The 23,692-nt window shown below is 68.2% G+C and carries 21 protein-coding genes and 1 pseudogene; 12 read left to right on the top strand and 10 right to left on the bottom strand.

Translation table 11 applies throughout. The annotated features are described in order from the left end of the window. Positions 1-147 precede the first annotated feature (147 nt). The 3 genes from MYSTI_RS10715 to MYSTI_RS10725 form a co-directional block, all read right to left on the bottom strand. Positions 148-3,435, bottom strand: coding sequence for an RCC1-like domain-containing protein (locus MYSTI_RS10715; protein WP_015347769.1), 3,288 nt, complete (start codon positions 3,433-3,435; stop codon positions 148-150). Positions 3,436-3,607: 172 nt separating this feature from the next. After that, positions 3,608-4,294, bottom strand: a complete 687-nt coding sequence (locus MYSTI_RS10720) for a hypothetical protein (RefSeq protein WP_015347770.1) — start codon at positions 4,292-4,294, stop codon at positions 3,608-3,610. A gap of 87 nt (positions 4,295-4,381) precedes the next feature. Continuing rightward, complete coding sequence (locus tag MYSTI_RS10725) at positions 4,382-5,509, bottom strand: epoxide hydrolase family protein (RefSeq protein WP_015347771.1); 1,128 nt, start codon at positions 5,507-5,509, stop codon at positions 4,382-4,384. A 109-nt stretch (positions 5,510-5,618) separates the two neighbouring features. Between MYSTI_RS10725 and MYSTI_RS10730 the strand changes: the two genes are divergently transcribed. Then, the gene (locus MYSTI_RS10730) at positions 5,619-6,527 is read left to right on the top strand and encodes a LysR family transcriptional regulator (protein ID WP_015347772.1); all 909 of its coding nucleotides are present in this window, start codon (positions 5,619-5,621) and stop codon (positions 6,525-6,527) included. Between the two features lie 8 nt (positions 6,528-6,535). On the opposite strand, the gene MYSTI_RS10735 is transcribed toward MYSTI_RS10730, so the two are convergent. Next, complete coding sequence (locus MYSTI_RS10735; RefSeq protein ID WP_015347773.1) at positions 6,536-7,441, bottom strand: hypothetical protein; 906 nt, start codon at positions 7,439-7,441, stop codon at positions 6,536-6,538. Positions 7,442-7,553: 112 nt separating this feature from the next. Between MYSTI_RS10735 and MYSTI_RS10740 the strand changes: the two genes are divergently transcribed. Then, complete coding sequence (locus MYSTI_RS10740) at positions 7,554-8,684, top strand: alpha/beta hydrolase (protein WP_015347774.1); 1,131 nt, start codon at positions 7,554-7,556, stop codon at positions 8,682-8,684. 47 nt (positions 8,685-8,731) lie between these two features. After that, a complete protein-coding gene (locus MYSTI_RS10745; RefSeq protein ID WP_044279477.1) occupies positions 8,732-9,718 on the top strand; it encodes an alpha/beta hydrolase in 987 nt (328 codons plus the stop codon). A 9-nt stretch (positions 9,719-9,727) separates the two neighbouring features. Here the strand turns inward: MYSTI_RS10745 and MYSTI_RS10750 are convergent, their stop codons facing one another. Beyond that, positions 9,728-10,909: a DUF418 domain-containing protein gene (locus tag MYSTI_RS10750; RefSeq protein WP_015347776.1), complete on the bottom strand. Its 1,182-nt coding sequence runs from the start codon at positions 10,907-10,909 to the stop codon at positions 9,728-9,730. 81 nt (positions 10,910-10,990) lie between these two features. Between MYSTI_RS10750 and MYSTI_RS10755 the strand changes: the two genes are divergently transcribed. From MYSTI_RS10755 to MYSTI_RS10765, 3 genes are all read left to right on the top strand, one after another. Next, a complete protein-coding gene (locus tag MYSTI_RS10755) occupies positions 10,991-11,704 on the top strand; it encodes a TetR/AcrR family transcriptional regulator (RefSeq protein WP_015347777.1) in 714 nt (237 codons plus the stop codon). Further along, positions 11,701-12,957 carry a hypothetical protein gene (locus MYSTI_RS10760; protein ID WP_015347778.1) on the top strand — a complete coding sequence of 419 codons (1,257 nt, stop codon included), beginning with the start codon at positions 11,701-11,703 and terminating at the stop codon, positions 12,955-12,957. The genes MYSTI_RS10755 and MYSTI_RS10760 overlap by 4 nt, the downstream gene beginning before the upstream one ends. A gap of 290 nt (positions 12,958-13,247) precedes the next feature. Continuing rightward, positions 13,248-14,132 carry a hypothetical protein gene (locus MYSTI_RS10765; RefSeq protein ID WP_015347779.1) on the top strand — a complete coding sequence of 295 codons (885 nt, stop codon included), beginning with the start codon at positions 13,248-13,250 and terminating at the stop codon, positions 14,130-14,132. A gap of 66 nt (positions 14,133-14,198) precedes the next feature. Here MYSTI_RS10765 and MYSTI_RS10770 read toward each other — a convergent pair whose 3' ends face one another. Beyond that, positions 14,199-15,179, bottom strand: coding sequence for a hypothetical protein (locus MYSTI_RS10770; protein WP_015347780.1), 981 nt, complete (start codon positions 15,177-15,179; stop codon positions 14,199-14,201). Between the two features lie 303 nt (positions 15,180-15,482). Between MYSTI_RS10770 and MYSTI_RS10775 the strand changes: the two genes are divergently transcribed. From MYSTI_RS10775 to MYSTI_RS10790, 4 genes are all read left to right on the top strand, one after another. Next, entirely contained in the window at positions 15,483-17,840 is a 2,358-nt protein-coding gene (locus MYSTI_RS10775; RefSeq protein WP_015347781.1) for a hypothetical protein, read from the top strand. A 102-nt stretch (positions 17,841-17,942) separates the two neighbouring features. Further along, entirely contained in the window at positions 17,943-18,347 is a 405-nt protein-coding gene (locus MYSTI_RS10780) for a hypothetical protein (protein WP_015347782.1), read from the top strand. 55 nt (positions 18,348-18,402) lie between these two features. Further along, positions 18,403-18,753, top strand: a complete 351-nt coding sequence (locus MYSTI_RS10785) for a hypothetical protein (RefSeq protein WP_015347783.1) — start codon at positions 18,403-18,405, stop codon at positions 18,751-18,753. Between the two features lie 99 nt (positions 18,754-18,852). Further along, positions 18,853-19,398, top strand: coding sequence for an ester cyclase (locus MYSTI_RS10790; protein ID WP_015347784.1), 546 nt, complete (start codon positions 18,853-18,855; stop codon positions 19,396-19,398). Between the two features lie 13 nt (positions 19,399-19,411). On the opposite strand, the gene MYSTI_RS10795 is transcribed toward MYSTI_RS10790, so the two are convergent. The 4 genes from MYSTI_RS10795 to MYSTI_RS10810 form a co-directional block, all read right to left on the bottom strand. Beyond that, positions 19,412-20,212 carry a hypothetical protein gene (locus MYSTI_RS10795; RefSeq protein ID WP_015347785.1) on the bottom strand — a complete coding sequence of 267 codons (801 nt, stop codon included), beginning with the start codon at positions 20,210-20,212 and terminating at the stop codon, positions 19,412-19,414. Positions 20,213-20,222: 10 nt separating this feature from the next. Beyond that, positions 20,223-20,765, bottom strand: coding sequence for an AAA family ATPase (locus MYSTI_RS10800; RefSeq protein WP_015347786.1), 543 nt, complete (start codon positions 20,763-20,765; stop codon positions 20,223-20,225). 136 nt (positions 20,766-20,901) lie between these two features. Then, on the bottom strand, positions 20,902-22,110 hold the full coding sequence (locus tag MYSTI_RS45520; RefSeq protein WP_015347787.1) for a zinc-dependent metalloprotease: 1,209 nt from the start codon (positions 22,108-22,110) through the stop codon (positions 20,902-20,904). A gap of 183 nt (positions 22,111-22,293) precedes the next feature. Then, positions 22,294-22,650 (bottom strand): winged helix-turn-helix transcriptional regulator, encoded by a 357-nt coding sequence (locus MYSTI_RS10810; protein WP_015347788.1) that lies wholly within the window; start codon positions 22,648-22,650, stop codon positions 22,294-22,296. 109 nt (positions 22,651-22,759) lie between these two features. Here MYSTI_RS10810 and MYSTI_RS45545 point away from each other — a divergent pair. Next, a pseudogene (locus MYSTI_RS45545) lies at positions 22,760-23,221 on the top strand (NAD(P)-binding domain-containing protein); the annotation flags it as partial. Further along, the gene (locus MYSTI_RS45550) at positions 23,219-23,656 is read left to right on the top strand and encodes an imine reductase family protein (protein ID WP_338042099.1); all 438 of its coding nucleotides are present in this window, start codon (positions 23,219-23,221) and stop codon (positions 23,654-23,656) included. The pseudogene MYSTI_RS45545 and the gene MYSTI_RS45550, both read left to right, overlap by 3 nt. Positions 23,657-23,692 lie beyond the last annotated feature (36 nt).

The raw sequence follows: 23,692 nt of genomic DNA on the forward strand, positions 1-23,692 counted from the left end.
CGGCCTTGAACCTGGACAACTCACATTCTGGCGGATGTCAGGTGCAAGGAATTGGCTGTGACGCCGGAGCGAACACACGAACTGTCACATCCTTCATGCGGACGCCGCGGCCCGGACGTACCCGCATGAAGGATGCTCGCGCACACCTCACCAGACTTGATTCGGCGCCAACCTGATGAGGGTGTCTCCGGCTCCCAGTTGACCGGCCTCGTTGTCGCCAAAGCCTCTCATCGTTCCATCCGCGGAGACGACGAGGGCATGCGCCCTGGCGGCCAGGAGGAGCGTGACGCTGTTCAACCCCGCCACCTGCGTGGGCGTCGCGCGCGGGGTCGCCGTGCCGCTGCCGAGCTGCCCCCGGTCGTTGATGCCCCACGACCAGACGGTGCCGTCCGCCTTCACCGCGAGCGAGTACTCGAACCCGGCGCTGACGGCCTTGACGCTCGAGAGGCTGGGCGCCTGCGTGGGCACGTGCCGGGTCGTCGTCGTGCCGTCCCCCAGCTGACCGTTGGAGTTGTACCCCCAGGCCCAGACCGTTCCGTCCGGCTTCAGCGCCAGCGAGTGCTGATGCGTCGCGGACAGGCTCACCACGCCGGAGAGGCTCGGCACCAGCGTGGGCGCCAGCCGGGTGGTGGTGGTGCCGATGCCCAACTGGCCATGGGCGTTGTATCCCCAGGCCCAGAGGGTGCCATCCGCTTTCCGGGCCAGTCCGTGATACGTGCCCGACGCCATGGACAGGACGACGGTGAGCCCCTGCGCCTGGGTGGGCGCCACGCGCTGGGTCGTGGTGCCATCCCCGAGCTGTCCGTAGATGTTCTCGCCCCAGCCCCACACCGTTCCGTCTGCCTTCAGCGCCAGCGAGTGTGCATAGCCCGCGGCCACGGCGACCACGCCCGTGAGGCCGGGGACCTGGGTGGGCACCAGCCGTCGGGTGGTGGTGCCATCGCCCAGTTGTCCCTTGGCGTTGTTTCCCCACGTCCAGACCGTCCCGTCCATCTTCACCACCACCACGTGGCCTTCGCCCGCGGCCAGGCCCTCCACGTCGGTGAGGCCGGACACCTGCGCGGGGCTCCGCGTGGCGAGGGTCGTCCCATCCCCCAGCTGGCCGTAGGTGTTGTCACCCCAGGCCCAGACCGTGCCATCCGACTTCCGGGCCGCGGTGAACCGGTCTCCGGCGGCCAGTCCTCGGGCCCCCACGAGTCGGGAGAGGGTCGGCGCGTAGTGCCAGCGCGCGGAGCCGTCGCCCAGTTGGCCCTTGTCATTGCTCCCCCAGGCCCAGGCGGTGCCGTCCGTCCTCAGCGCCACCGAGTGGAACTCGCCCGCCGCCAGGAACGAGACGCCGGTGAAGCCCGCGACTTGCGTGGGCGTGGTCCGGGAGGTGGTGGTGCCATCGCCCAACTGGCCCCGGTAGTTGTATCCCCACGTCCAGACGGAGCCGTCCGTCTTGATGGCCAGGGAGTGGTAGATGCCCGCCCCCAGGGACACGCCCCCCGAGAACCCGGGCACCTGCGTGGGCACCTGCTGGGTGGTGGTGTTGCCATTGCCCAGCTGTCCATGGAGGTTGTATCCCCAGGCCCAGACGGTGCCGTCTGTCTTCAGCGCGAGTGAGTGATACAGGCCCGCGGTGATGGCGACGACGCCGGTGAGGTTGGGCGTCTGGGAGGGAACAGGCCGGATGGTGGTGGTTCCGCCCCCGAGCTGGCCTTCGTAGTTGGACCCCCACGCCCACACCGTGCCGTCCACCTTCACGACCAGCGAGTGGTAGAGCCCCGCGGCGACGGACACGACCCCCGTGACGCCTGGGACCTGGGTGGGGATGGGCCGGTCGACGGTGGTGCCGTCGCCCAGCTGGCCCGTGTTGTTGTCACCCCAGGTCCAGAGGGTGCCGTCGGCCTTCACCGCCAACGCATGCCCTGGGCCCGCGGCGATGGACACGACACCCGTGAGGCCGGGAACCTGCGTGGGATTGGACCGGTCGGTGGTCGACCCGTTTCCCAGCTGACCGTTGGCATTGTCACCCCAGGCCCAGACGGTGCCGTCGGCCTTCAGCGCCAGCGAGGAGTGATGTCCCGCCGCCACGGCCACCATGTTCGTGAGGCCGGGGACCTGGGTGGGCAGCAAGCGCTGCGCGGTGGTGCCATCCCCTAGCTGCCCCTTGGCGTTGTCACCCCAGGCCCAGACCGTTCCGTCCGGCTTCGACGCGAGGCCGTGGTATCGCCCCGCGGCCACGCTGGTCCGCTCCACCAGGGCATGGCTGCGCTTGGGCACCGCGCTGTAGGAGCTGGAGCCTTCGCCCAGCTGGCCTTCGACGTTGTGGCCCCAGGTCCACACCTCGCCGTTGGCCATCACGGCCACGGAGTGCTGTCCGCTTCCAGCCGCCACGGCCACCACGCCGCTCAAGCCCATCACCTGCACAGGGACCAGCCGCTGCTCCTGCGTCCCATCGCCCAGTTGGCCGCGCTGGTTGGAGCCCCAGGTCCAGACCGTTCCATCCGACTTCAGCACGAGCGAGTGGAGCTCCGCCCCCAGCACGCCGTCCACGCCGGCCAGCCCCGACACCTGCTGCGGCGCCGAGCGGGACGTCGTGGTTCCATCACCCAGCTGGCCGTACGTGTTCGCGCCCCACACCCAGGTGGTGCCATCCGCCTGGCGGACGAGGGAGTGATTGCTGCCCGCGGACAGCCCCGTCGCGTTCGTGAGTCCCGGGACCAGCGCGGGGAGCATCCGGTAACCCGCGGTGGTGTCTCCCAGCTGGCCGTTGGAGTTGCTGCCCCACGCCCACACCCGGCCCGTGCCGTCGAGCGCGAGGGAGTGCGCATTGCCCGCGGCAATCGCCTTGATGGTGGGCAGGCCCTGCACCTGCACCGGCATCAGTCGCTGCGTCGTGGTGCCATCGCCCAGCCGGCCCGCGCCATTGCTGCCCCAGGCCCAGACAGTGCCGTCTGTCTTCAGCGCCAGCGAGTGTGAGAAGCCCGCGGCGACCCGCACCACCTCGCCAAGTCCCGGCACCTGCACGGGCGCCTGGCGGCCGGTGGTCGTCCCGTCGCCCAGCTGGCCGAAGTTGTTGCCGCCCCAGGTCCACACCGTGCCGTCTGACTTCATCGCGAGGGAGTGCAGGTCACCCGCGCCCACGGCGCTGATGTTCCACAAGCCCCAGGCCCGGACGGGAACACGCTGGTCCTGGAGGCTGCCATTGCCCAGCTGGCCATAGGCGTTGTCGCCCCATGCCCAGACAGTTCCATCCGAGCGCACCGCGAGCGTGTGGTGACGGCCCGCGGCCACGAGGCCCAGCCGACTGGCGGTCTCGGCGGCTTTCGCCGTGGCCAGCTCATCGGGTGATGACGGGCCTCCGTCCTGACAGCCCGAAACCGCCAGCAACATGAACAACAACCCGACAGCCTTCGACGCGATACGCGTGTGCCCACGATGTTTCTGCATGGCCCCCCTCCAGGTGCAAGGAATTGTCGTGACAGCGGCGTCCCTTGTATTGGGACGCACGCACAGTATCAGTGAGCCAAGGGACGTCAAAAGCTCACGCTGGAGGCCCCGGCGGACGAGCCTGGGCTCGTTCGCGCGGGGTGTCACGATGCGGGGCCGCCGCGGTGGGGTGTTACTGGAAGCGGACCGGCGGGGCCTTCTGCGTCAGGCGCCTGGCCACCTCCGCCGCGGTGTCTCGCATGTGGCTGAGCCGGTCGCTGAAGTCCCCGACTCCGCCGCTGCCGGCGCGCTCGGTGTAGAGCAGGTCGCCGTTCGCGTTGATGTAGTGGACGTAGAAGAGCGCGGTGCCGTCGGCGGTGAAGCGGTCGGTGTCGACACTCGCGATGGGAGTGCCGTCCGCCGCGTGCAACTCCTGCTGGATGGGGGAGCGGAACAGCGTTGCGACGGGGATGATGATGCCCTTGGCGCCGGACTGCTTCACGTACTCCGCCAACTCCTTCTTCATCCGAGGCGGGACGTTGAACTTGTCGGTGGCGATGTTCGGCAACGTCTCACACCACTCGCTGTCTCCCTTCATCCGCTTGAGCTTCGCGCCAGAGACATCCTGGCCGTATGCGCTCCAGAGCGCGGGGGCGACGAAGTCCTCGATGCTGCGGTGGACCTTGTCGTTGTTGTCCGCGGGATAGGCGCAGGAGAGCAGGGGCGTCAGCGCGTAGGGCGCGTCCAACTCCTTCCACTTCCCATCGGTGAAGTAGGTCGGGTTGGACGTCGCGAGGCCCGGGACACAGCCGGAGAGCAGCGCGCTCGCCGTCGCGGCGAGCAGGGAGTGGCGGAGGATGGAATCACGAAGGGTGGACAAGGGAACTCCTCAATCGAGTCGAGTCAGCTCACGGAAATTCGTGAGCTCCTTTCACGCCCCTCGTTTCATCAAGGTTCCAATCTTTGTTCAGCGCAGCCGTCGCGCGAAGGCACGCAGGTCTTCGGCGAGGAGCTCGGGCACCTCGAAGCCAGGGAAGTGCCCGCCCCGAGGCAGCTGCGTCCACTGCTGGATGTCGAACCAGCGCTCACCCCACGCACGCGGCGCGGGGAGGATGTCGCCCGGGCAGATGAGGACCCCCAGCGGGGCGCCCTTCCTCGGCGGCGGGGACATGGCGCCGACGTCGGAGAACGCCTCGTGATAGAGATGCAATGACGACCCGATGGATTTTGTCACCCAGTAGATGGTAAGCACCGTGCACAGCGCGTCCAGGGAGATGGCGCCATCCAGCCGGCCTCCGCCGTCGCTCCAGCTCCGGAACTTCTCGCCCACCCAAGCGGCGAGTCCTGCGGGGGAGTCATGGAGCCCCACCGCCGCCGTCCGAGGCTTGGTGGCGTGGAGCTGCGCATACGCTCCCTCTCGGGCGCGCCAGGCCATGGCCCTGTCGAGGAACGCCTCCTCCTCGGCGGACAGGCCCTCCGTGCGCGGATATCCGTTGAACACGTTGACCATGTGGACGCCGAGCATCCGGCCGCCGTGGTTGGCGCGCAGGCGCTCGACGACGCCCGCGCCCATGTCGCCGCCATGCGCGAGGAACTTGGAATGGCCCAGCCGCTCCATCAGCTTCACCCAGAGGTCCGCGATGCGGGTGATGTTCATCCCCGGCGCGCGGGGCGCGGCGGAGAAGCCATGTCCTGGCAGTGAGGGGATGGCGACGTCGAAGGACAGGCCCTCCACCTCGCGAGTCAGCAGGGGGACCAGGGGCAGCAGTTCGGTGAAGCAGCTCGGCCAGCCGTGGGTGAGGATGAGCGGGAGTCGGTGAGGGCCCTGGCCCCGGACGTGGACGAAGTGGAGATCCTGGCCATCGATGGTCGTGTGGAAGGCGGGGACGGCGTTGATGCGGGCCTCGGCCGCGCGCCAGTCGAAGCCCTGCCAGTGCTCGAGCAACGTGCGCAGCGCGTGGGGCTCCATGCCCAGGTCCCAGCCCCGGTCATCGAGTCCTTCCGGGAGGCGAGTCCTCGCCAGGCGCTGGTGGAGGTCATCCAGTGTGGCCTGGGGGATGTCGATGACGAAGGGCTCGAGGGTGTCTGTGGGCATGAGGGCTCTTGCTGGAGGGGCGCGACGTGGCGCTGTCAGGGCACACAAGATGAGGGCGAGCGGGCTGTTTGTCCTTGAATGATTCCATGGGGTCGCTATGCAACTTCGCATGGCCCCTGTGTCCCCGGATTGGTCGCTCTATCGTTCGTTCGTCGCGGTGTTGCGGGAGGGCTCGCTCTCCGGCGCGGCCCGTGTGTTGGGCGTGAGTCAGCCGACGCTGGGACGTCACATCGCGGCGCTGGAGTCCGCGTTGGAGCTGGCCCTGTTCACCCGCTCACCGGAGGGACTCAAGCCGACGCGTGAGGCGAAGGCACTGCGTCCCCAGGCGGAGGCGCTGGCGGCGGCCGCGGAGTCGCTGTTCCGCGCGGCCTCGGGGCCGCTGGGGGAGAACGAGGGGCCGGTGCGAATCTCCGCGAGTGAGGTCTTCGCCGTCGAGGTGCTGCCCCCGCTGCTGGCGCGTCTGCGGGAGACGCACCCCCGCATCATCGTCGAGCTCCAGGTGTCCAACCGGGTCGAGGACCTGCTGCGCCGGGACGCGGACCTCGCGGTTCGAGTGGTGCGGCCCGAACAGGACGCGCTCCTCGCGACCCGCGTGGGCGCGGTGGAGGCGGGGCTGTTCGCTCACCCCAGCTACCTCGCCCGTCATCCGGCCCCTCGGACGACCGCCGAGCTCCTCCGGCATGCCCTGGTGGGGTTCGACGAGGGGGCGCCCTATACGCGGGTGCTCGCGCTGGAGGGCAGGGCGCTCACGCGCGAGGACTTCTCGCTGCGGACGGACAGCGACCTGGCGATGCTCGCGGCCATCCGGTCGGGGTGTGGGATTGGCGGATGTCTGGCGCCGCTGGGGCTGCGCTCGGGGCTGGTCCGAGTCCTCCCCCGCCTGTTCGCGCCGTCAGCGGAGGTGTGGGTCGTCATGCACGAGGACCTTCGCGCGACGGCCCGGTGCAGGACGGTCTTCGACGCGCTGTCCGTCGGCTTGAAGGACCTGCTGTGCGGGCCTGCCAGGAAGCCTCGGTAGCGGTCTTCCTACCGCCACGTCTCTCGCGGTGTGAGGGGGACCACCTGATGGACCCAGTAGGGCATCGCGATGAGCCGTGGCTCGGCCTTTGTCTTGTCGGTCCAATCCAGACGGAGCCCTCCCACCCACACCCGCTCAGCGGGGTTCACGCAATCACCCACCACGACGAAGGGGGATGCGGAGAGGCTTCCGCCGGGCTTGATGCCATCCTTGTCACTGCCTCCCAGCTCGGCTGTCAGCGACTCACCGGGCTTCAGGCAGGTGACGGGCGCCTGGGTGTCGGTGCTCAACATCGCGGCGCGGGAGACCACGCTCCCGCCGTCGGTGTTGTGTTCGGCGTTGGCGTAGAGGAACCGCTGACGCACGCCCCGCGGTGTCTTGCCGGTATTGGTGACGGTGGCCTGGTACGAGAGCCCGAAGCGGGGCTCGGTACCGGCCTGCTGGCGCTTGCCCGTCAATGTGAGGGTGATGCCTCGCTCGGACTTCTCCAGCCTCGCGGACGCGGCGGTGGGGTCCTCCTTGGCGACGAAGGGCTTGTCTGGCTTGAAGTACAGCGTCCCACTGCGTGGGAAGCGGGAGGATTCGACCTTCAACGAGCCCAACACCTTCTTGAAGCAGGTCAGTCGCGCTTGGATTCCCTTGGGCTCGTCAGGCTGGTCGAGCCCCGTGAGCGCATCGAGCTTTCCGTTCTCCTTGAACTTGAAGGCAATCGAAGGGGACGCGCCCTGCTCAATCAGCGCGGCGAGGCCCTCCGCGCAGGCATCCAGCGCCTCGCGCTTCGCGGCGAGCGCCTCGATGAGGCGATTGCCTGGGTCTGGTGAAATCAGCGCGGTGTCTGGCTCGTAGAGGACGCGGGTCGGTCCAGCGGCTTCGGGCTGTGCGGCGAGAAGGAGCAGCGCGAGCGAGGCGAGCATGCGCGGATTCTGGCATGGCGCATCAAAGAAGCCAGCATGTCCCTGTCGGGCCGGGCATGGACTCAGTGACAGGCTCGTCGTCTCCAGGGGGCGAGCCGTGTCGAGGGATGTCATGAACAAGCAATCGTGGCTGTGCATGGTGGCGCTGCTGCTGGGGGGACTTCAGGCTCAGGCGCAGGAAGCGCCGGGGCCTCGGTCTCGGGCGGAGGCGGTGGAGGTCATCGCGGGCCTCCGGAAGATTGTCGCCCCCGAAGGCCTGGAGCGCAGCGAGAAGGTCCGTATCGGAGGAATCGACCAATGGGTGTCGGTCCGCAGCCGGGACCTGCGCAACCCGGTGCTGCTCGTGTTCCATGGCGGCCCTGGCTGGGTGTCGATGCCGACGAGCTGGTACACCGCCCATGGCTGGGATGAGTTCTTCACCGTCATCCAGTGGGACCAGCGTGGCGCGGGCAGGACGTATGCCGCGAACGACCCCGCGGCCGTGACGCCCACGCTGACCATCGAGCGGATGCACGCCGACGCCGAGGAGGTCGTCAGGTGGACGAGGAAGACCTTCGGCAAGGAGAAGATCTTCGTCCTGGGTCATAGCTGGGGAAGCATCCTTGGACTCACCCTCGCGGCGAAGCATCCGGAGTGGCTCCATGCGTACATCGGCGCGGGGCAGGCCATCGATGCCCGGGAGAGCGAGCGGCGCGGATGGGGCTGGACGATGGAGCAGGCACGCGCGGCGAAGAACGACGCGGCGATTCGCGACCTCGAATCCATAGCTCCCTATGCCGTGGGCAAGACGCCGCTGTCGGTGAAGGACATCATGGTCCAGCGCCGCTGGCTCAACTTCTACGGTGGGGCAGCGTATCGCCGCCCCAATGCGGGCTTCGAGGCCGCCGCGGTGACCTTGTCACCCGAGTACACCGACGAGGACCTGCGCCAGGTCTGGACGGCGGAGTCGCTCTCCGTCGAGAAGCTGCTCTCTCCCATCCTGACGACGGACCTGTCGCACGTGAAGCAGGTGAAGACACCGGTGCTGCTGTTCCTGGGACGTCATGACCGGAATGTCTCGGCGCCGGTGGCCGCGGAGTGGTTCGCGGGCATCAAGGCTCCGTCGAAGCAGCTCATCTGGTTCGAGCAGTCCGCGCACGAGATGCTGGCCGAGGAGCCGGGCAAGGTGCTGCTCTCGCTGGTGCGCCACGCTCGTCCGTTCGCCGAGCGCGCCGGTGACGTGGCGCCCGTGGTTTCCAAGTAGAGGGGGCGGGGGAGGTGTTCTACAACCGGGGCCAGGGTGGAACACTCATGACTCGCTCGACCTTGTCTCCGGACTTTGACCCACAGCTGGCGCCCTTGCTCCCTCCGTTGGAGGGCTATGTCCCCTTGAAGATGACGCTGGAGCAGTTGGCGCACTTCCGCCAGTTGAGCCACGTGACTCGGGACGCCCTGCTGGGGGATGCGGAGGTCCGCTGTGTGGACCACACCCTCCCTGGGTATCAGGGCGTGGACATCGAGGTCTCCGTCATCACCCGGAAGGACCACTCGGTTCCGGGTCCCGCCGTCTATCTCATCCATGGAGGTGGCATGGTGATGGGGACCCGCTTCGCCGGGGCGCGGCCGCTGGTGGACTGGGCGCTCCGCCATGACGCGGTCTGCGTCACGGTCGAGTACCGCCTGGCGCCCGAGCATCCCGCGCCCACCCTGGTGGAGGACTGCTACGCCGGGCTGACGTGGATGGCGGCGCACGCGGAGATGCTGCGGTTCGATCCGAGCCAGCTCGTCATCTTCGGTGGGAGTGGTGGAGGCGGGCTCGCGGCGGGGACCACGCTGCTGGCGCGGGACAGGCAGGGGCCTCGGCTGTTGGGGCAGTTGCTGCAGTGCCCGATGCTGGATGACCGGAACGAGACGGACTCGGCGCATCGGTACGATGGGGTGGGGGTGTGGGACCGGACCAGCAATCTGACCGCGTGGCGGGCCGTGCTGGGAGACCGCTGTGGGGGACCCGATGTGTCTCCCTATTCCGCGCCCGCGCGGGCCTCGGACTTGAGTGGGCTGCCTCCGACCTTCATCGACGTGGGAGGCGCGGAGACGTTTCGAGATGAAGCGGTCGCCTATGCGCGCGGAATCCAGGCGGCGGGCGGAGAGTGTGAGCTGCACGTCTGGGGCGGAGCCTTCCATGGCTTCTATGACATCGCGCCGCAGTCGGAGCTGGCGCGTGCGTGCATCGCGGCGCGGGACTCGTGGCTCGCGCGGATGTTCGCCCGGGGCGCGATGGGCCGGCGAGTGCCGTGAGCGTGGGCGTCACGGGCTGGGCTCTTCGGCGTGGAGGGTTCGTGGGCGGAGCGAGAAGTCCTTGCGCACGAGCCCTCTCCAGAGCGCCTCGAGCGGCCCGCGTCCGAAGTGCCTCGACCAGAGGCGGGCGAGCAGGACCTGGAGGGTCCAGAACGCGCAGGCGGTGAGGAAGAGTGTGGCGCGGCTCCACGTCCCGAAGGCGCCCAGGCCGTGTCCTCCGAAGAGCAGTGTTCCGAGGAGGGACTGCATCAGATAGGCGGTGAAGGCAACACCGCCGAGGGAGGCGATGGCTCGCGTGGTGGTGGCCGTCGCGAAGCGCCGCGCCAGGCGGACCACGGCGCTGCCGATGGCCAACGCGAGGGGGACGGCTCCGACCTCGTGCAGCACCTGCGCGAACAGCCAGGGGCGGGGCGCGAATCCCCAGGCGAACTGCACGGCGATGCCCGCGCCTGTCACCGCGAGGCCGGAGACCCAGAACAGCAGGGTGGTTCGGGGAGACAGGGAAGTGGCCGCGAAGAGTCCTCGCTGGAGTGCCGCCATGCCGAGGAGCATGAACCCGGCCGCCCTCCAGCCTGTCTCGTAGAGGAGCGAGGAGGTCTGTCCGGAGAAGGCAATCGTGGCCCGGACGGGAAGCTGGGTCAGCCAGTCGCCCCGGAAGGCCGCGAGCTCCCTCTCGACGGTGCGTGCGTCGAGGTACTTGAGGAACTCGTCGAGAATGGAGTGGGGGAGGTGGTCGAACGCGAGGGCGGTCGCGAGTGTGAGCGCGGGCCCGACGGAGACGAGCACGAGGCCCAGGCGGAGCTGCCGCTGGGGAGACCAGGTCCGCGCGCCGACGACCAGCATGCCGACGACGCCATAGGTGAAGAGGACGTCGCCGTACCAGATGCCGTAGGCGTGCAACAAACCGAAGACGATGAGCCACGCGAGCCGACGGCGGGGGCGCGTGTCGTCACCCCCGAGCACGAGTGACGCGCCGAAGAGCATGGCGAACAGGTTGAGGAACTTGCAGTCGAAGAGGAGGCGGCCGAGGACCCACGCGAGGCCGTCGAGGCCCTGGAGTGAGCCGAACACGGTGGGATTCAGATAGGCCGCGACGGGCATCGCGAAGGATTGGATGTTCATCACGAGGATGCCGAGCAGGCAGAAGCCCCTCAAGACATCGAGCGTGGCGAGGCGGACGCGTTGGCTCATGCGCTGAAAATATGGAAGGATGCTCGCGTTCTCGACTCGCCACGGGCTCGCGTTCGGGGGGCTGCGGACAGGAGGGCGTGGATGCGCAAGACAGCTCGGGGTTCTCGTCGGGTGGGGACTCGAAAGCAGCCCTCGCAGGCGCGCAGCAAGGCGCTGGTCGATGCGCTGATTCAGACGACAGCTCGCGTTCTGCTCCGCGATGGGTGGCAGATGTTGACCACCAACCGGATTGCGCGGGAGGCCGGCGTCAGCGTGGGCAGCCTGTACCAGTACTTCCCGAACAAGGAGGCGCTGCTGCTCGCGCTGATTGAGCGCATCGCCGACGAGATGACGGAGCGGCTGATTGAAGTGGGCACGGTACTTCGCGACGCCCCGGTCGAAGAGGGAATCGTGACGATTGTGCGTGCCGCGCTCGATGTCTCACGTCGCGACGCACCGCTGTATCGGGCGGTGCTCGTCGAGCTGCCCCGGCAGGGAGCACTGGAGCTCTTCGAGCGCGTCAACCGGAGGCTCGCCGATGCGCTGACGGAATGGCTGGTGGCTCGGCGTGATGAGCTCGATGTGGTCGACCCGTCACTGGCGGCGCATGTCCTGGTGACCTCGCTCGATGCGCTCACGGACCACGCACTGCTCTTTCATCCGGAGCTGCTCGACAGCCCGCGCTTCGAGCGGGAACTCCATGCGCTGGTCTCCGGCTATCTTGGAGTCCGGCGACCGGAGCCGCGCCCACGACGCGGAGGCCCTCGGTCTCGCTCGCCGCGCGGCGCCGTGGCGGGTGGTCGGAGTGCGGCGTGACCATCACCTACTACCCCGACCGGACCGTGACGTCGTCGAGTGGCCGGTTCACGCTCGCGGCGAGTTCGAGCAGCCACTGGAGGAAGAGCCTCTCGGAAGGTGACGCGAAGCCGGGCGCGGGAGCCTCCACTTCGGAGCGCAGGAAGCCGCCTGGATTCGGTTACAGGCTCACCGAGCACGTTCCTGGGTCACTGGAGTCGCGTGTTGTCTGGGAGCGAGGGCCGGAGGAGGGAGAGTCGCCTCCTCAGCGGCTCTGGGTCTCGGATGACGGGTGGGCGGTGCTTCGGCTGCAAGGCTTCCGCCCTCAGTTTGTCGCCTTCGCGCCGTCGGGGCGGGAGGTCATTCGCGTGCACATCCTCCGCGCGGATGCGGAACCGGACGAACAGCCTGGGCTCGCATGGCGAGCCGACAACTATCGGGGGCTCGCCTCGGGTGGCTCTTGGGCCAGGTATGCGTGGGCCTGTTTTCACCGCAGTGAGGGCTCACGCCTCTTCGTCTTCCGGACGTTCATGGGGCAGCGCCTCGTCCTCAATCTCTCTGGCGGTGTCCTTGAGCGGGAGGACTCCCTTGGGTGGCCCGCGCTGGCGCAGGAGCTTGATGATGTGGAGCGAGGCGATGTTGCCGCCTTCCTGGGAGAGGTGACCGCGCAGCGGGTGGTGCTCGCGGACGAGGCGTCGCAGGAGGATGCGGAGAGTATCGTGGCGGCCCTCTCCCTGGTGGGCGTGCACCGCATCGTGCCCTGCGTGCCGTATCTCCGGCAGTGGGAGGAGGTGGATCGCCCGCACCTCATGGAGAGGAGCCTCGCATTCGGTGATGAGGGCAAGACGTGGCTTGAATGGCAGACGTTTCGCCCGGTCGCACAGCATTCCCTTCGGATGCTCGGGCAGAGACCCGAAGGGTATGCGACGTACCATTTCCTCGAGGGAGACGACGAACGTCGCCTCCCCATGCGGGAGTTCTCGTCAGGCCGCCGCGCAGAGGCGACGGCACTGCATGAGAACCTCTCCGCGGCTGCGGTCCTGAACCTGCTGGGGGCTCCCGACGACGTCATGACGCTGGAGCGAGAATCGGATGGGACATTCCATTCAACGGAGGAGTGGGTCTACGACACCCTGCTTCCGTCGGGGCAGTGGCTGACGCTCAAGCTCACTTGGGAATCGCGCGGTGTGCAGGGGCAGCTCGTCTCCGTTCAAGAAGCCCCCGCTGTCTGGTCGCAAGTCGAGGACCGGGTGCGGCGATTCTTCGACCGCTGAGTCGCGTCCACGCCCGGTGGTTTCGTCGCTCCTCCTGACGTTCGCGCTGGAGGCGTTCACGATGCTCCGCGACGAGAGCGACAGGCCCCGGTGATACAGAGACACTGTTCTGGATGCTGTTGATGTGGCCTGTCTGGCGTAGGCGGTCGGACGGTGGGGAGGGGTTGTCCGTCAATGGCTCTCCGCGGAACTTGTGCCGTGCGTTCCGCTGCCATGAGAAAGCATCCAGGTCATGACGCGACGTGTCGGTTCGGCTCGCATCCGTGAGACAAATCCGTAACAATCCCCGAATGAACCTGCGACGCTCGATTCTCTCCTTGCTTGTTGTCTCCATCGCGACCGTTCACACCCTCTCGGGTTGTTCCGATGACGAGTCTCCGACGCCCGGCGCGGATACTGATGCCGGGACCCAGCTCGATTCGGGCACCACGACCGACTCGGGCGTGACCCCTGACTCCGGCTCCACTCCCGACTCGGGCGGCGAACCCGACTCGGGCACCACGCCCGACGCGGGCGGCGAACCCGACTCGGGCACCACGCCTGACGCGGGTATCGAGCCCGACGCGGGCACCACGCCTGACGCGGGTATCGAGCCCGACGCGGGCACCACGCTTGATGCGGGTATCGAGCCCGACGCGGGCACCACCGCCGACGCTGGCCCTGGGACTCCTCCGTTCACCGAGTGCGAAGGTGACTGCAAGAAGACCGCTGTCACCATCGAGCTGAAGGGCAATTCGCGCGTCTTGACCAGCGCCTACTTCGGCTACGAGGAGCCCAAGGACCCGACGGCGCCGTGGGAGTTGTGGATCGAGCTCAACAACGGCAAGCCGGGGGAGTGCCCGACCGAGGACTCCGCGCTCCCGCCCCAGCTCGTCAACGTCTACAAGGTGACCGTTCCCGTGGATACCAAGCCGCAGACGGGAATCAGTGCGGATGAGCCGCGCGCGACGCTGGTGGATTTCGAGGGCGCGCTCACCACGGCGTACTTCCTCCACAGCACGAAGCTCACCTTCACCCCCGCGGCGGCCTCGCTCTGCACCTCCTGTGCGAAGGAGGGCAAGCCCCCCGCGTCGCACTTCGTGGCCTTCGATGTGAACGGGGTCTACGCGGACGGCTCGCTCCTCGGACACGCGTACGCGACGTACTGCCCCTCGCTCGACAAGTTCCAGAAGTAGTCATCCACGGCCCGGCTCACGTGACTGTGAGCCGGGCTTGCTTGGGGAGCGGCAACCCAAGGCGCCTCAGGCTCCCGGCAGCACGAGGACCCGCACGAGCCCGGAGTTGTCGGAGACAGGCGCGTCCGCGAAGCGCACTTGCAGGGGCGCGTCCTCTCCCGTCAGGTCGTAGGTGTACTTGTGCTCGGCGGCGTTGAAGGCCGCCGTGGACGTCGGGTGCTTCCAGGTCTTCCCGCCGTCGACGCTGACCTGGACGGCGCTCGCCCGGAGCGGAGCCGTCGCCGGAGCCCTTACGCCCGCGAAGGCGAACTCAGGGTCGAAGCCGACGTTGCGGTTGGTGACGCCCGGGCTCGGGAACATCGGCGCGGGCTCGGGCTGGCCGGACTGCGGGCCCGGGGCGATGTTGTTCCCCCACACGTTGAACGTCCCCTGCATCGTGAGCCGGTAGGGCTTGCCCTTCTGGAGCACGAGCTTGCTCGGAACCGGCGCCGCGCTCCGCGTGTTCAGCCACAGCTCTTCCGCGGGCACCACGACAATCTTCAAGCGCCCGGCGTTGTCCGTGAGCGGCCTGTCGGTGATGCGCACTTGCAGCGCCGACTCTCCGCCCGTCAGCTCATAGCCATACTTGTGCTCGGTCGCGTTGAAGGCCGCCGTGGAGGCTGGATGGCTCCAGGTCTTTCCTCCGTCGACGCTGACCTGGATGGCGCTCGCCCGGAGCGGCGCCGTCGCCGGGGCCCTCACTCCCGCGAAGGCGAACTCAGCGTCGAAGCCGACGTTGCGAGGCGCGACACCCGGGCTCGGGAACATCGGCGCCGGCTCGGGCTGACCTGACTGAGGGCCCGGGGCGATGTTGTTCCCCCACACCGTGAACGTCCCTTCCATCGTGACGAGATACGGCCAGCCTTGCTTCAGCGCCGCCTGGCCCACCACGGGCGCCGCGCTCCGAGAGTCGAGCCACAGCTCCTCCTGCTGCTGCGCCCACGCGGGAGCCGCGGCCAACACCAACAACCCAGCACACCGCGCCGTCAGTTGCGAAAGACCACTCATACCCTCTCACTCCATTTCTCGATGGGAGCGCGGATGCTCGGGAACGTCTCCGCGCGCCGCGGGAGTGCAAGCAAGGGACCATGGACGGCTCCTTCGAGCCCCTCTGCCTGGCCGCTCGGCCATCGATGGGAAGGGGCCTCGCTGACACGTCAGAGGGCGGGCACTGACACGCTGCTTGACGTGTCAGCGGCGCCCTCGCCCCAGGTCGCCGTGCGAGGGGGATGCCTGTGGGGAATCGCACAATGTGTGGGGACACCACGGAACCGACGTAACTCCACCGTCGCCGTAGTAGGTTCCGACCCCATGGTACGTGCTCCATTCTGGGTGTTGATCGGGTTGCTGACCTTCGCCTCCGCCAACGCGTTCGCCGCGGCTCCGGAGGCTGGCGCCGCGAAGTCCGTCGCGGAGGCCTCGAAGCGGGTGGAGAGCGCTCGCGCGGCCCTCGCGGCGGCCGTTCAGCGGGTCGAGAAGGAGCCGCCGAGCAACGCCGACCTCGATGCCGCCCTCGCGGCGGTGGAAGCGCTGAAGGACGCGCTCAACGCGGGCGTGAGCTTCGAGACGGAAGACCTGGACTACGCCCGGGCCGTCCTCGCCGCGCGCAAGCAGTTCCGGGCGCAGCGCGAGTACGTCGAGGACCGCCGGGCCAAGGTCCACATCCACGACTTCCGGCGGCGCATCGACAGTGCGCTCACCGCGCTGAACGAGCGCATGGCGAAGGTCGCGGGGAAGGACCTGGACGCCAAGGCGCTCGACGAGAGCCGGGCCGAGGTGGAGGCCCTGCGGAAGCTGACGGACCAGGGTCGGCCGCTGACGAGCCAGGACCCGAAGTTCGCCGCGTACATCACCGAGGTCGACGCGACGCTCGCGAAGCACGGCAAGGGGCTGGATGACCGGTGGCTGCAGCAGTCGGCGCAGAAGCAGCGCGGACTCCTGGACGAGCGCCGCAAGGCCCTGTCCACCGCGCTCGCGGAGCTGGCTCCGGCCTGGTCGGACGAGAAGTTCGGGCTCACGGACAAGGCGGTGCTCGCGCTGCAGAAGCAGCTCGACGAGGGCAAGCCGCTGGAGGAGCGCGACCGGGCGTATCGCTCGGAGGCGGAGAAGGCGCGGGGGGAGATCACCCAGGCCCGGCGCAAGATGGAGGAGCTGGTGGTTCAGGCGGGGGTGTCGCGGGTCAAGGTGGAGATGGGCCCGGCGCATGACGAGCTCGTCGTGGCGGCCAAGGCGCTCCGCGCGAGGAAGCCCACGCCCGAGCAGCTCGCCGAGGCGAAGACGGCGGCGTTCGTCGTCCGCAAGCTGGTGGAGCGGTACGAGCCGCAGGCCGCGCGCAGCCCCGCCATCAGCCAGTACATCGCCGAGGTCAAGAACACGCTCGCGGAGGTGGAGGTGTCGCTCCAGGTCCGAAGCCTCGACGCGGCTCGCCTCGATGTCGTGCAGTCCCTGAGGAACATCGAGCGGCGGTCGGCGACGCCCGAGCAGTTCGAGGAGGCGAAGACGGCGCTGGTCGTCCTGGAGAAGACGCTGGAGACGGTGCAGACGAAGCACCCCGCCGTCAGCCCCACGGCCATCGAAGCGCGTCAGTTGTTGAGGGATGGCCGGGCGACGATGGAGCGCCGCCGGTATGAGGTCGACCTGCAGCAGCAGCGCGTGAAGGTGGACGAGGCGCGCAAGAACGCGACGGCGGCGGTGTCCCAGGTGCAGGCGGAGAAGCCCTCGGAGGCGCAGTTCCAGGCGGCGGAGAGCGCCATCCAGCAGATTGGCGCGGTGCTGGAGGCGGGCGTCCAGTTCGTCAAGAAGGACCGCGACTACGCGGTGTACGCGAAGGAGACGAAGGAGCGCATGGCGGACCTGGCCGGCCGCATCACCCGGAAGAAGGTCGTGATGGCCGCGGCGGATGCCCGCGTCCAGATCTCCGAGCGACTGGCCTCGACGAAGCAGTCCCTGGAGTCCGCGAAGCTCATCTCCGCGACGGATGTCGACGTGGAGTCCGCGTCGAAGAGCGTGGACGAAATCATGAAGCTGTTCGAGACGCGCGCGGAGCTGGAGCGGCAGGACGGCGGCTATGCGGCGTACGCGGAGCGGGCGCGCGCGGAGTGGCTGAGGCTGGTGGAGACGCTCGAGTTCGCGAAGCAGGCGCGGACGTTGCGTCGGATGACGGGAGAGGCCCTGGCGGCGGCGGGCACGGCGGCGGAGGCGGCCGCGGCGGCCGTGGACCTGCGCAAGCGCAAGGAGCTGTTCGCCAGCGCGCTGGAGAAGCTCAAGGACTGTCAGGAGGAGGGCGCCCGGATGGTGAAGGAGAATGCGAGCCTCGCGGCCATCGACGTGCTCGTGTCCGGCTCTCCGACGCGGCCCCAGGAGGTGATGGCGCAGTGTGGCCAGAAGGCCGAGTCGCTGCGGGAGCCGCAGAAGCGGGCCGAGGTGCAGCTGCGGTTCATCGAGGGCCCGAAGAAGGCCTACGACGCGGTGAAGCCGCTCGTCTCCAAGGGGCGCAAGGACGAGGCCCTCTCGAAGCTCAACGAGTGCATCGCGGAAGGGCGCATCCTCGAGAACCAGTATCCCGAGTTCAAGGAGCAGAAGTTCGACGTCAACGGCACGCGCATGAGCATGCTCGACCTGATCCAGGTCTGCGTGAAGGAGCGCAAGCCGCTGCAGTCGGCCCCTTGAGGTTTCCCAGGCGGGCGCGTCCAAGGGGCTCGGGTCCGGAGCTGTCGGTGGCTCCATCCCGTGACTGAGGGACGCGCCCGGTGCACGGGCCCCGGTCCCTTCATGTCGCGAACCGCGAGCGATGCGCCTCAGCAGGCACTGGAAGAACTCGGGCGGCGCCTGGAGGCGCGTGGGTTTGTCTTCGCGCCTCGCGCCTTCTTCGCCTCGAACGGAATCATCGTCTCGCGCCCCTTGGCGCCCCGACGCGGGGGCGACTCAGGGGCGCGGGAATCCGTGAGCGGGGCCCTGCCTCTGGAGTACACCCCTGCCGACATCAAGGTGGTGTTGCCCTGGGTCGCGCTCTACTTCGTGGCGGCGGGTTGGGAGGCGCGAGTGACGGCCCATGGCGGGCCGCACTGGATTCGACGGGCAGAGCGCCTCGACGCGCTGGAGGGCTTCGTGGAGGAAGCGCTTCGGGTGCCGGAAGGGACCTGTCCGGGCGAGCACTGGTGCGTGGTCGAGGAATGAGCGGGACGCGCGCCTGCCGCGCTCATCGACCGCACGCTGAGGTAGGATTCCCCTCATGATGGTGTTCATCGTCGTGGGCGTGATGGCTGGACTGCTCGCTGTCGTCGGACTCGTGGCCTTGTTCCGGTGGACCGTGGGAGCGGATCAACGGCGGGCGAAGGTGCTCTCGCAGGGAGAGGCCGGGATGGCGCACATCCTCGGCTGGGAGCGGACGGGCGCAAGCCACGGGCGTGATGACATCCTCCGCTTCACGCTCGCCATTCGTCTCCAGGCCCAGGGGACGGAGTTCCAGGCGACGGCGGACCGCCTCGTGCGGCCCATGGAGGCGCCTCTCTTCCAGGAGGGGATGCAGCGGCCGGTGCGAGTCCTCCGAGATGGGGCGCGCCTGCTCGTGGAGCTCGAGTAGCCCGGCCCGTGTCGCGCGTCGCCGGGCTCCGGTGGACGAGCCCCGGACGTCTCCGACCCTCTCGTCACCTGCCGTTCCCATCGAACCCCCGAGGCACACGTGACGACAGAGGCTCGACGCAAGGCACGTCAGAAGTTGGTGCTGGACCACTTCCGCGACGAAGTGCGGCAGGACTGGGATGCCGTCCTGTCGACCTTCCCGCACCCGCACTACGAGCTTGTTCCCACCGTGGTGGTGCACGACGGCGACCAGGCGGTGCGTGACTACTACCGGGAGTCCCGCGTCGCGTTCCCGGACCAGCGCCACGAAATCATCTCCTTCCGGCACAGCGATGACGCCGTCATCGTGGAGTTCTGGTTGATGGGAACCCACCTCGGCCCCCTGGGCTCCATTCCTCCGACGGGGAGCCGCTTCCGGGTGCGCATGTCCGCGTACTTCATCTTCGATGCGTCGGAGACGCTGGTCTGCGAGCGCGTCTACTTCGACACCCTGAGCATCCTCAAGCAGCTGCTCGGGGGACTGGACATGCGCTCCCCGAAGAACTGGCTCCTCGCGGTGCGGTGCTTCAAAGGGCTGCTGTCCATGTCCGGCGCGAAGCCCGCGCCCGAGCTCACCGAGACGACGCCCCCGGTCCTCGCGGACTGAAGAAGGCCGGCGCTCAGAGTCCTTCCCACCACCAGGCCGCCGGAGGGCTTTGCTCCAGGAACTCCGCGGGAGGCCGGCTGTCGTAGGCGAGCTCGGCGCTCAGCGCTCGGGTGCGGCGCACGAGGTCCCGGAGCTGTGTCGCTCGAGGAGTCGCCTGAAGCTCCTCGAGGGTGAACCGGCCTCGGGCGACGAAGTCCGCCTCGGCGACGACGTCCGCACCCGTGAAGGGGTTCTTGCCCACGATGTCGCCCTTGCGAATCCGCCGGGTGAACCTGTCCCCGAACAGGGTCAAGGGCCCGAGGTTGAACCACATGGCGATCAGCTCGAGGTCGCCTTCGGCTTCCGCGGCGAGCATGACCTCGTGCGCGACATCGGCGAGGAGGAGCGGAGCAGGGGGCTCGGTATCCGGCCCCTTCAGCTTCCCGGTCTCGACCATGCGGCGCCAGAGGGCGCTGCCCGCATCGCAGTAGAGGTGCGGCGGCTCGATGTATCCGGCCACGGGAGCGGGTTCCGCGTCGTCGTCGCCCGCTTCGGCTTCGAGAGGTTCGTGGAGGTAGGTGAACTTCTGGATGCCCTGGAAGAAGGTGCGCCGGGCCGCGTGGTCGGGGTGGTCGGCCACGTCGAACTGATACGTGAAGCGGCGGGCCAGGAGGATGTCCATCACCCGGAAGTGGGTGAACGAGCAGTCGAAGCGTCCCTGGAAGTCGAAGAGCAGGGCGAACTGGCTGCGAGGGGCCGGGTCGTCAGGCGCCGCTCGCCGGTGGAGGACACGCACCGACCCTTCCACCAGGTCCTCGATTTCATGCATCGACATGCGAGGAAGCTTAGCGCTGCTCCAGGTGTGAACGCACGAAGCGGACCCGCTCCGAGAGGGAGGCGAGGGGAAGCGGGATGAGCTCGTAGCCAAGGCGCGTGTAGACCTCGCTCATCGCGAGACAGGTGGCTTCGGCTTCCTGGGGGGCCTGCTTGCGCTCGGCGTCCTGGGCGTAGATTTCGGGCCAGTGGGGCGCGATGAAGACGCGTCGATGGTAGCGAAGCACCTTCGCGGCCTTCCAGAGGTACGGCGGGACGGAGAGGCCACAGACGCGGAGGTATCCGATGACGTCGGGAAGGCCGCGGTCCAGGATGACAGGGCCTTGTCGCGCCCGCGCCGTCCGATGGGTTCGCAGCTCCCAGCGAAACATCTGCTCGGCGAAGGCGAGCCGGTCCGCCCAGGGGAGCGCGTCGCCGCCTGTTTCGACCTGCTGTTGGATGATGGCTCGGCCGGCTTCGGGCAGGGTGCTGAGTCCGTCCGCCGCCAGTGCGTGGATGAGACTGCTCTTGCCGGAGCCTGGGCCGCCCGTGATGACGTGAAGATGTGCGGTCATGGGGCTGCGTCGGGTCTGCGGTGTTCTCGGCGGAGGCCGTGGCGGTGGGACGGCTTTGCGCCGCCAGGCCCGCCACGGCCCCGAGTCCATCCTTTTCAACGTGGCTTCGGGTGTGAAGCCACGGAGGGCGGATGGGTCAGCGGAAGATCATGCTGTAGTTATAGCTGGTGCTGGCGCTGGCGAAGTGGGCCCCACCGGACGGGCAGACGGAGCCCGCCGCGTTGTAGAACATGCCCTGGCACTTGTTGCAGTAGCGCCAGTTGCCTTGCAGGTCGGTGGAGTCTCCCACGGAGTGGTGCAGGTGGTAGTCGTAGCTCCCGCTCCCGTCGTGGCTGCCACCCGAAGGGCAGACGGAGGAGGGGTTGCCGCCGTAGAACATGCCCTGGCACTTGTTGCACCAGCGCCAGCCACCCTGCCAGCCCGCCGTCGGGGCGATGCTGTGCGCCATGTGGTAGTTGTAGCTGCCGGTGTTCACGTGCGTGCCTCCCGCCGGACACCGGGAGTTGGTGCTGCCGCCGTAGAACATGCCCTGGCACTTGCTGCACCAGGTCCAGCTGGGCTGCACCGGCGTGTACAGGGTCCGCAGGGCGGAGAGGTCGCTGGCGGCGAACTCGCCCGTCTCATTGGAGCGGAAGCAGGAGTTCATGAGGGAGCCGCCGACGACGGCCGTGGTCGGCGTGCCGGGGATGTGGATGGCGCCGACACCGGCCTGGCCTTCGTCGCCGCCGGAGCCGCAGCTGATGGAGCGGTTGTAGTAGTCGGAGTGACGGAAGCCGATGGTGTGGCCAATCTCGTGGGTGATGACGTGCTCGATGACGTCGACGCTGTAGGAGGAGAGGCCACCGCCGATGTTGATGGTGCCGTAAGGCAGTCCGCCGGAGGGGAAGCCCGCGGAGCCACCGACGACGCCAGGCTGGATGACGCCGTTGATGGTGAAGCTGCAGCCGGTGCTCGGGGTGCGAGCCATGGAGAACGTGAGCGGCAGCTCATCGTAGTTCTGGATGGCGAGGTCGAGCGCGGTGCTGAAGTTGCCGGTGAAGGTGGAGCCGTTGATGCAGATCTTGGTCAGCGAGGTGTTGATGAGGTTGGTGGTGCGGTACTGCTCCTCGGTGTGGCCGTCATGGATGTGGTCATCACGCTTGAGCATCTCGCGGGAGGCGGCGAGAGAGACTTCGGCGTCGCGGCCGACGTAGACCTTGCCGTCGACGACCATGATGTCGTCGGAACGGAAGCCGGCCTCGACGAGATTGTTGATGGTTTCCTGCGTTTCATCAGGCGGCGGCTCAGCACACCCGATGGCCAGTGCAATACATCCCGCGGCGAGGACGAGACTTCGTGCAAACATGGTGACCCCCTTATCAGTCCTGAATCGGCGGAGCGGCCGAACCAGACGGCGCACTTTCCGGCGATGCCCGGCACCGTAGTTGAGCGGGGGACACTGTCTCAAGAACCGCAGCGCTTTTGGAGGCGGGGCCTGCCTGTGTTCAGGCTGGTGATGTCTCAACTTCTTGAATTACAGTCAGGGTAGTCATTTCGAGTCGATGGGCTCAGGGAAACCCCTTACGTGCGAGGCGTGAGCCCGTCCCCACTCCACCAAGGTCCGCACGGCCTCGGTGAGTGCCATCCCCGTGGGTGTGAGGGAGTACTCCACGACCTTGGGCGGTTCCGGGTCGAGCACCGTCCGGTGGACCACTCCGGTGGCTTCGAGCTCACGGAGTTGCTCGAACAGGACTTTCTCGCTGATACCGAAGACCCGGCGCTTGAGCTCCGCGAAGCGGGTAGGGCCGTGATGCAGCTCACACAGGATCGGCGACTTCCACTTGCCGCCGATGACCGACAGCGCCGCGTGAAGTCCACAGTCCCGAGGGGTCGATCTCCTCACCATCACTTCTCCTCTTCGCCACACGGTCCTTACAAATTTGTAAGCACTTGTCCCATCGCGAAATCTAGCCGAGTAACAGCGAGACGCATTTCGCGCAGCTCAACCAAGGACAGCAGACGTGAGCACGCATCAGAGCGATGTGACGGTCATGGGCCTGGGCAGGATGGGAACAGCCCTGGCGAGTGCATTCCTGCGCGCCGGGCGCCGGGTGACGGTGTGGAACCGCACCGCGCATCGCGCCCGACCCCTGCGCGACTCAGGTGCCGTGTTCGAGTCCAGCGTCGCGGTCGCGATTCAGGCCAGTCCCCTGGTGGTGGTGTGCGTGTCCGATGTCCCCGCCACCTGGGCCATTCTCGGTGCGCCGGCCGTCGCGTCGGCGCTGGCGGGGCGCACGGTGGTGCAGCTCAGCTCCAGTACGCCAGGGGAGGCGCGGGACCTGGATGCATGGGTCCGCGCTCAGGACGCGGACTTTCTCAGTGGTGCCATCCTGGCCTGGCCGAGCCAGGTGGGCACCGAACAGGCCTCCCTCATCGTTGCGGGACCCAACGCGGTGTTGCGGCGCCATGAGGCCATGCTCCGCTCCTTGGTAGGGACGCTCGAGCATGCCGGCGAGGAGATAGGCGCGGCCTGCGCCCTGTGCGCGGCGGTGCTGTCATACATGGCCGGGCACTGGATTGGCTTCGTCCATGGCGCGCGCATCTGTCAGGCCGAGGGGCTGAAGCTCTCCGACTTCGGTGAGGCGCTGGCGGCCTTCGCCCCGGGCCTCGGGCAGGATGCTCGGCACATGGCGCGGGTCATCGACACGGGTCACTACGCCCATCCCGAGACCTCGCTGACGACGGTGGCCAACGATATCGCCCGGTTGGTCCAGGTCTCGCGAGAGGACGAGCTCAGTTCCACGTGGCCGCGTTTCGCTTCCGGCCTCTTCCGCCAGGCCATCGATGCGGGACTCGGCGCCGAGGAGACCGCCGCCGTGTTCAAGGTGCTGCACGAGGAGGTCATGCCCTGAGCGGACCCGAGGGCGCGGCGCGGGTGCCGCCGAGCG

The organism is Myxococcus stipitatus DSM 14675 (genome assembly GCF_000331735.1).
In the GTDB taxonomy this organism is placed as follows: domain Bacteria; phylum Myxococcota; class Myxococcia; order Myxococcales; family Myxococcaceae; genus Myxococcus; species Myxococcus stipitatus.

Excerpts from the sequence above, each read along its gene's own strand:
- MYSTI_RS10715 (WP_015347769.1), bottom strand. The coding sequence starts at position 3,435 with ATGCAGAAACATCGTGGGCACACGCGTATCGCGTCGAAGGCTGTCGGG.
- MYSTI_RS10800 (WP_015347786.1), bottom strand. The coding sequence starts at position 20,765 with ATGACCGCACATCTTCACGTCATCACGGGCGGCCCAGGCTCCGGCAAG.
- MYSTI_RS10770 (WP_015347780.1), bottom strand. The coding sequence starts at position 15,179 with ATGAGTGGTCTTTCGCAACTGACGGCGCGGTGTGCTGGGTTGTTGGTG.
- MYSTI_RS10785 (WP_015347783.1), top strand. The coding sequence starts at position 18,403 with ATGATGGTGTTCATCGTCGTGGGCGTGATGGCTGGACTGCTCGCTGTC.
- MYSTI_RS10775 (WP_015347781.1), top strand. The coding sequence starts at position 15,483 with ATGGTACGTGCTCCATTCTGGGTGTTGATCGGGTTGCTGACCTTCGCC.
- MYSTI_RS10755 (WP_015347777.1), top strand. The coding sequence starts at position 10,991 with ATGCGCAAGACAGCTCGGGGTTCTCGTCGGGTGGGGACTCGAAAGCAG.
- MYSTI_RS10750 (WP_015347776.1), bottom strand. The coding sequence starts at position 10,909 with ATGAGCCAACGCGTCCGCCTCGCCACGCTCGATGTCTTGAGGGGCTTC.
- MYSTI_RS10725 (WP_015347771.1), bottom strand. The coding sequence starts at position 5,509 with ATGCCCACAGACACCCTCGAGCCCTTCGTCATCGACATCCCCCAGGCC.
- MYSTI_RS10740 (WP_015347774.1), top strand. The coding sequence starts at position 7,554 with ATGAACAAGCAATCGTGGCTGTGCATGGTGGCGCTGCTGCTGGGGGGA.
- MYSTI_RS10795 (WP_015347785.1), bottom strand. The coding sequence starts at position 20,212 with ATGTCGATGCATGAAATCGAGGACCTGGTGGAAGGGTCGGTGCGTGTC.
- MYSTI_RS10745 (WP_044279477.1), top strand. The coding sequence starts at position 8,732 with ATGACTCGCTCGACCTTGTCTCCGGACTTTGACCCACAGCTGGCGCCC.
- MYSTI_RS45550 (WP_338042099.1), top strand. The coding sequence starts at position 23,219 with ATGCTCCGCTCCTTGGTAGGGACGCTCGAGCATGCCGGCGAGGAGATA.
- MYSTI_RS10730 (WP_015347772.1), top strand. The coding sequence starts at position 5,619 with ATGGCCCCTGTGTCCCCGGATTGGTCGCTCTATCGTTCGTTCGTCGCG.
- MYSTI_RS45520 (WP_015347787.1), bottom strand. The coding sequence starts at position 22,110 with ATGTTTGCACGAAGTCTCGTCCTCGCCGCGGGATGTATTGCACTGGCC.
- MYSTI_RS10780 (WP_015347782.1), top strand. The coding sequence starts at position 17,943 with ATGTCGCGAACCGCGAGCGATGCGCCTCAGCAGGCACTGGAAGAACTC.
- MYSTI_RS10810 (WP_015347788.1), bottom strand. The coding sequence starts at position 22,650 with ATGGTGAGGAGATCGACCCCTCGGGACTGTGGACTTCACGCGGCGCTG.
- MYSTI_RS10735 (WP_015347773.1), bottom strand. The coding sequence starts at position 7,441 with ATGCTCGCCTCGCTCGCGCTGCTCCTTCTCGCCGCACAGCCCGAAGCC.
- MYSTI_RS10765 (WP_015347779.1), top strand. The coding sequence starts at position 13,248 with ATGAACCTGCGACGCTCGATTCTCTCCTTGCTTGTTGTCTCCATCGCG.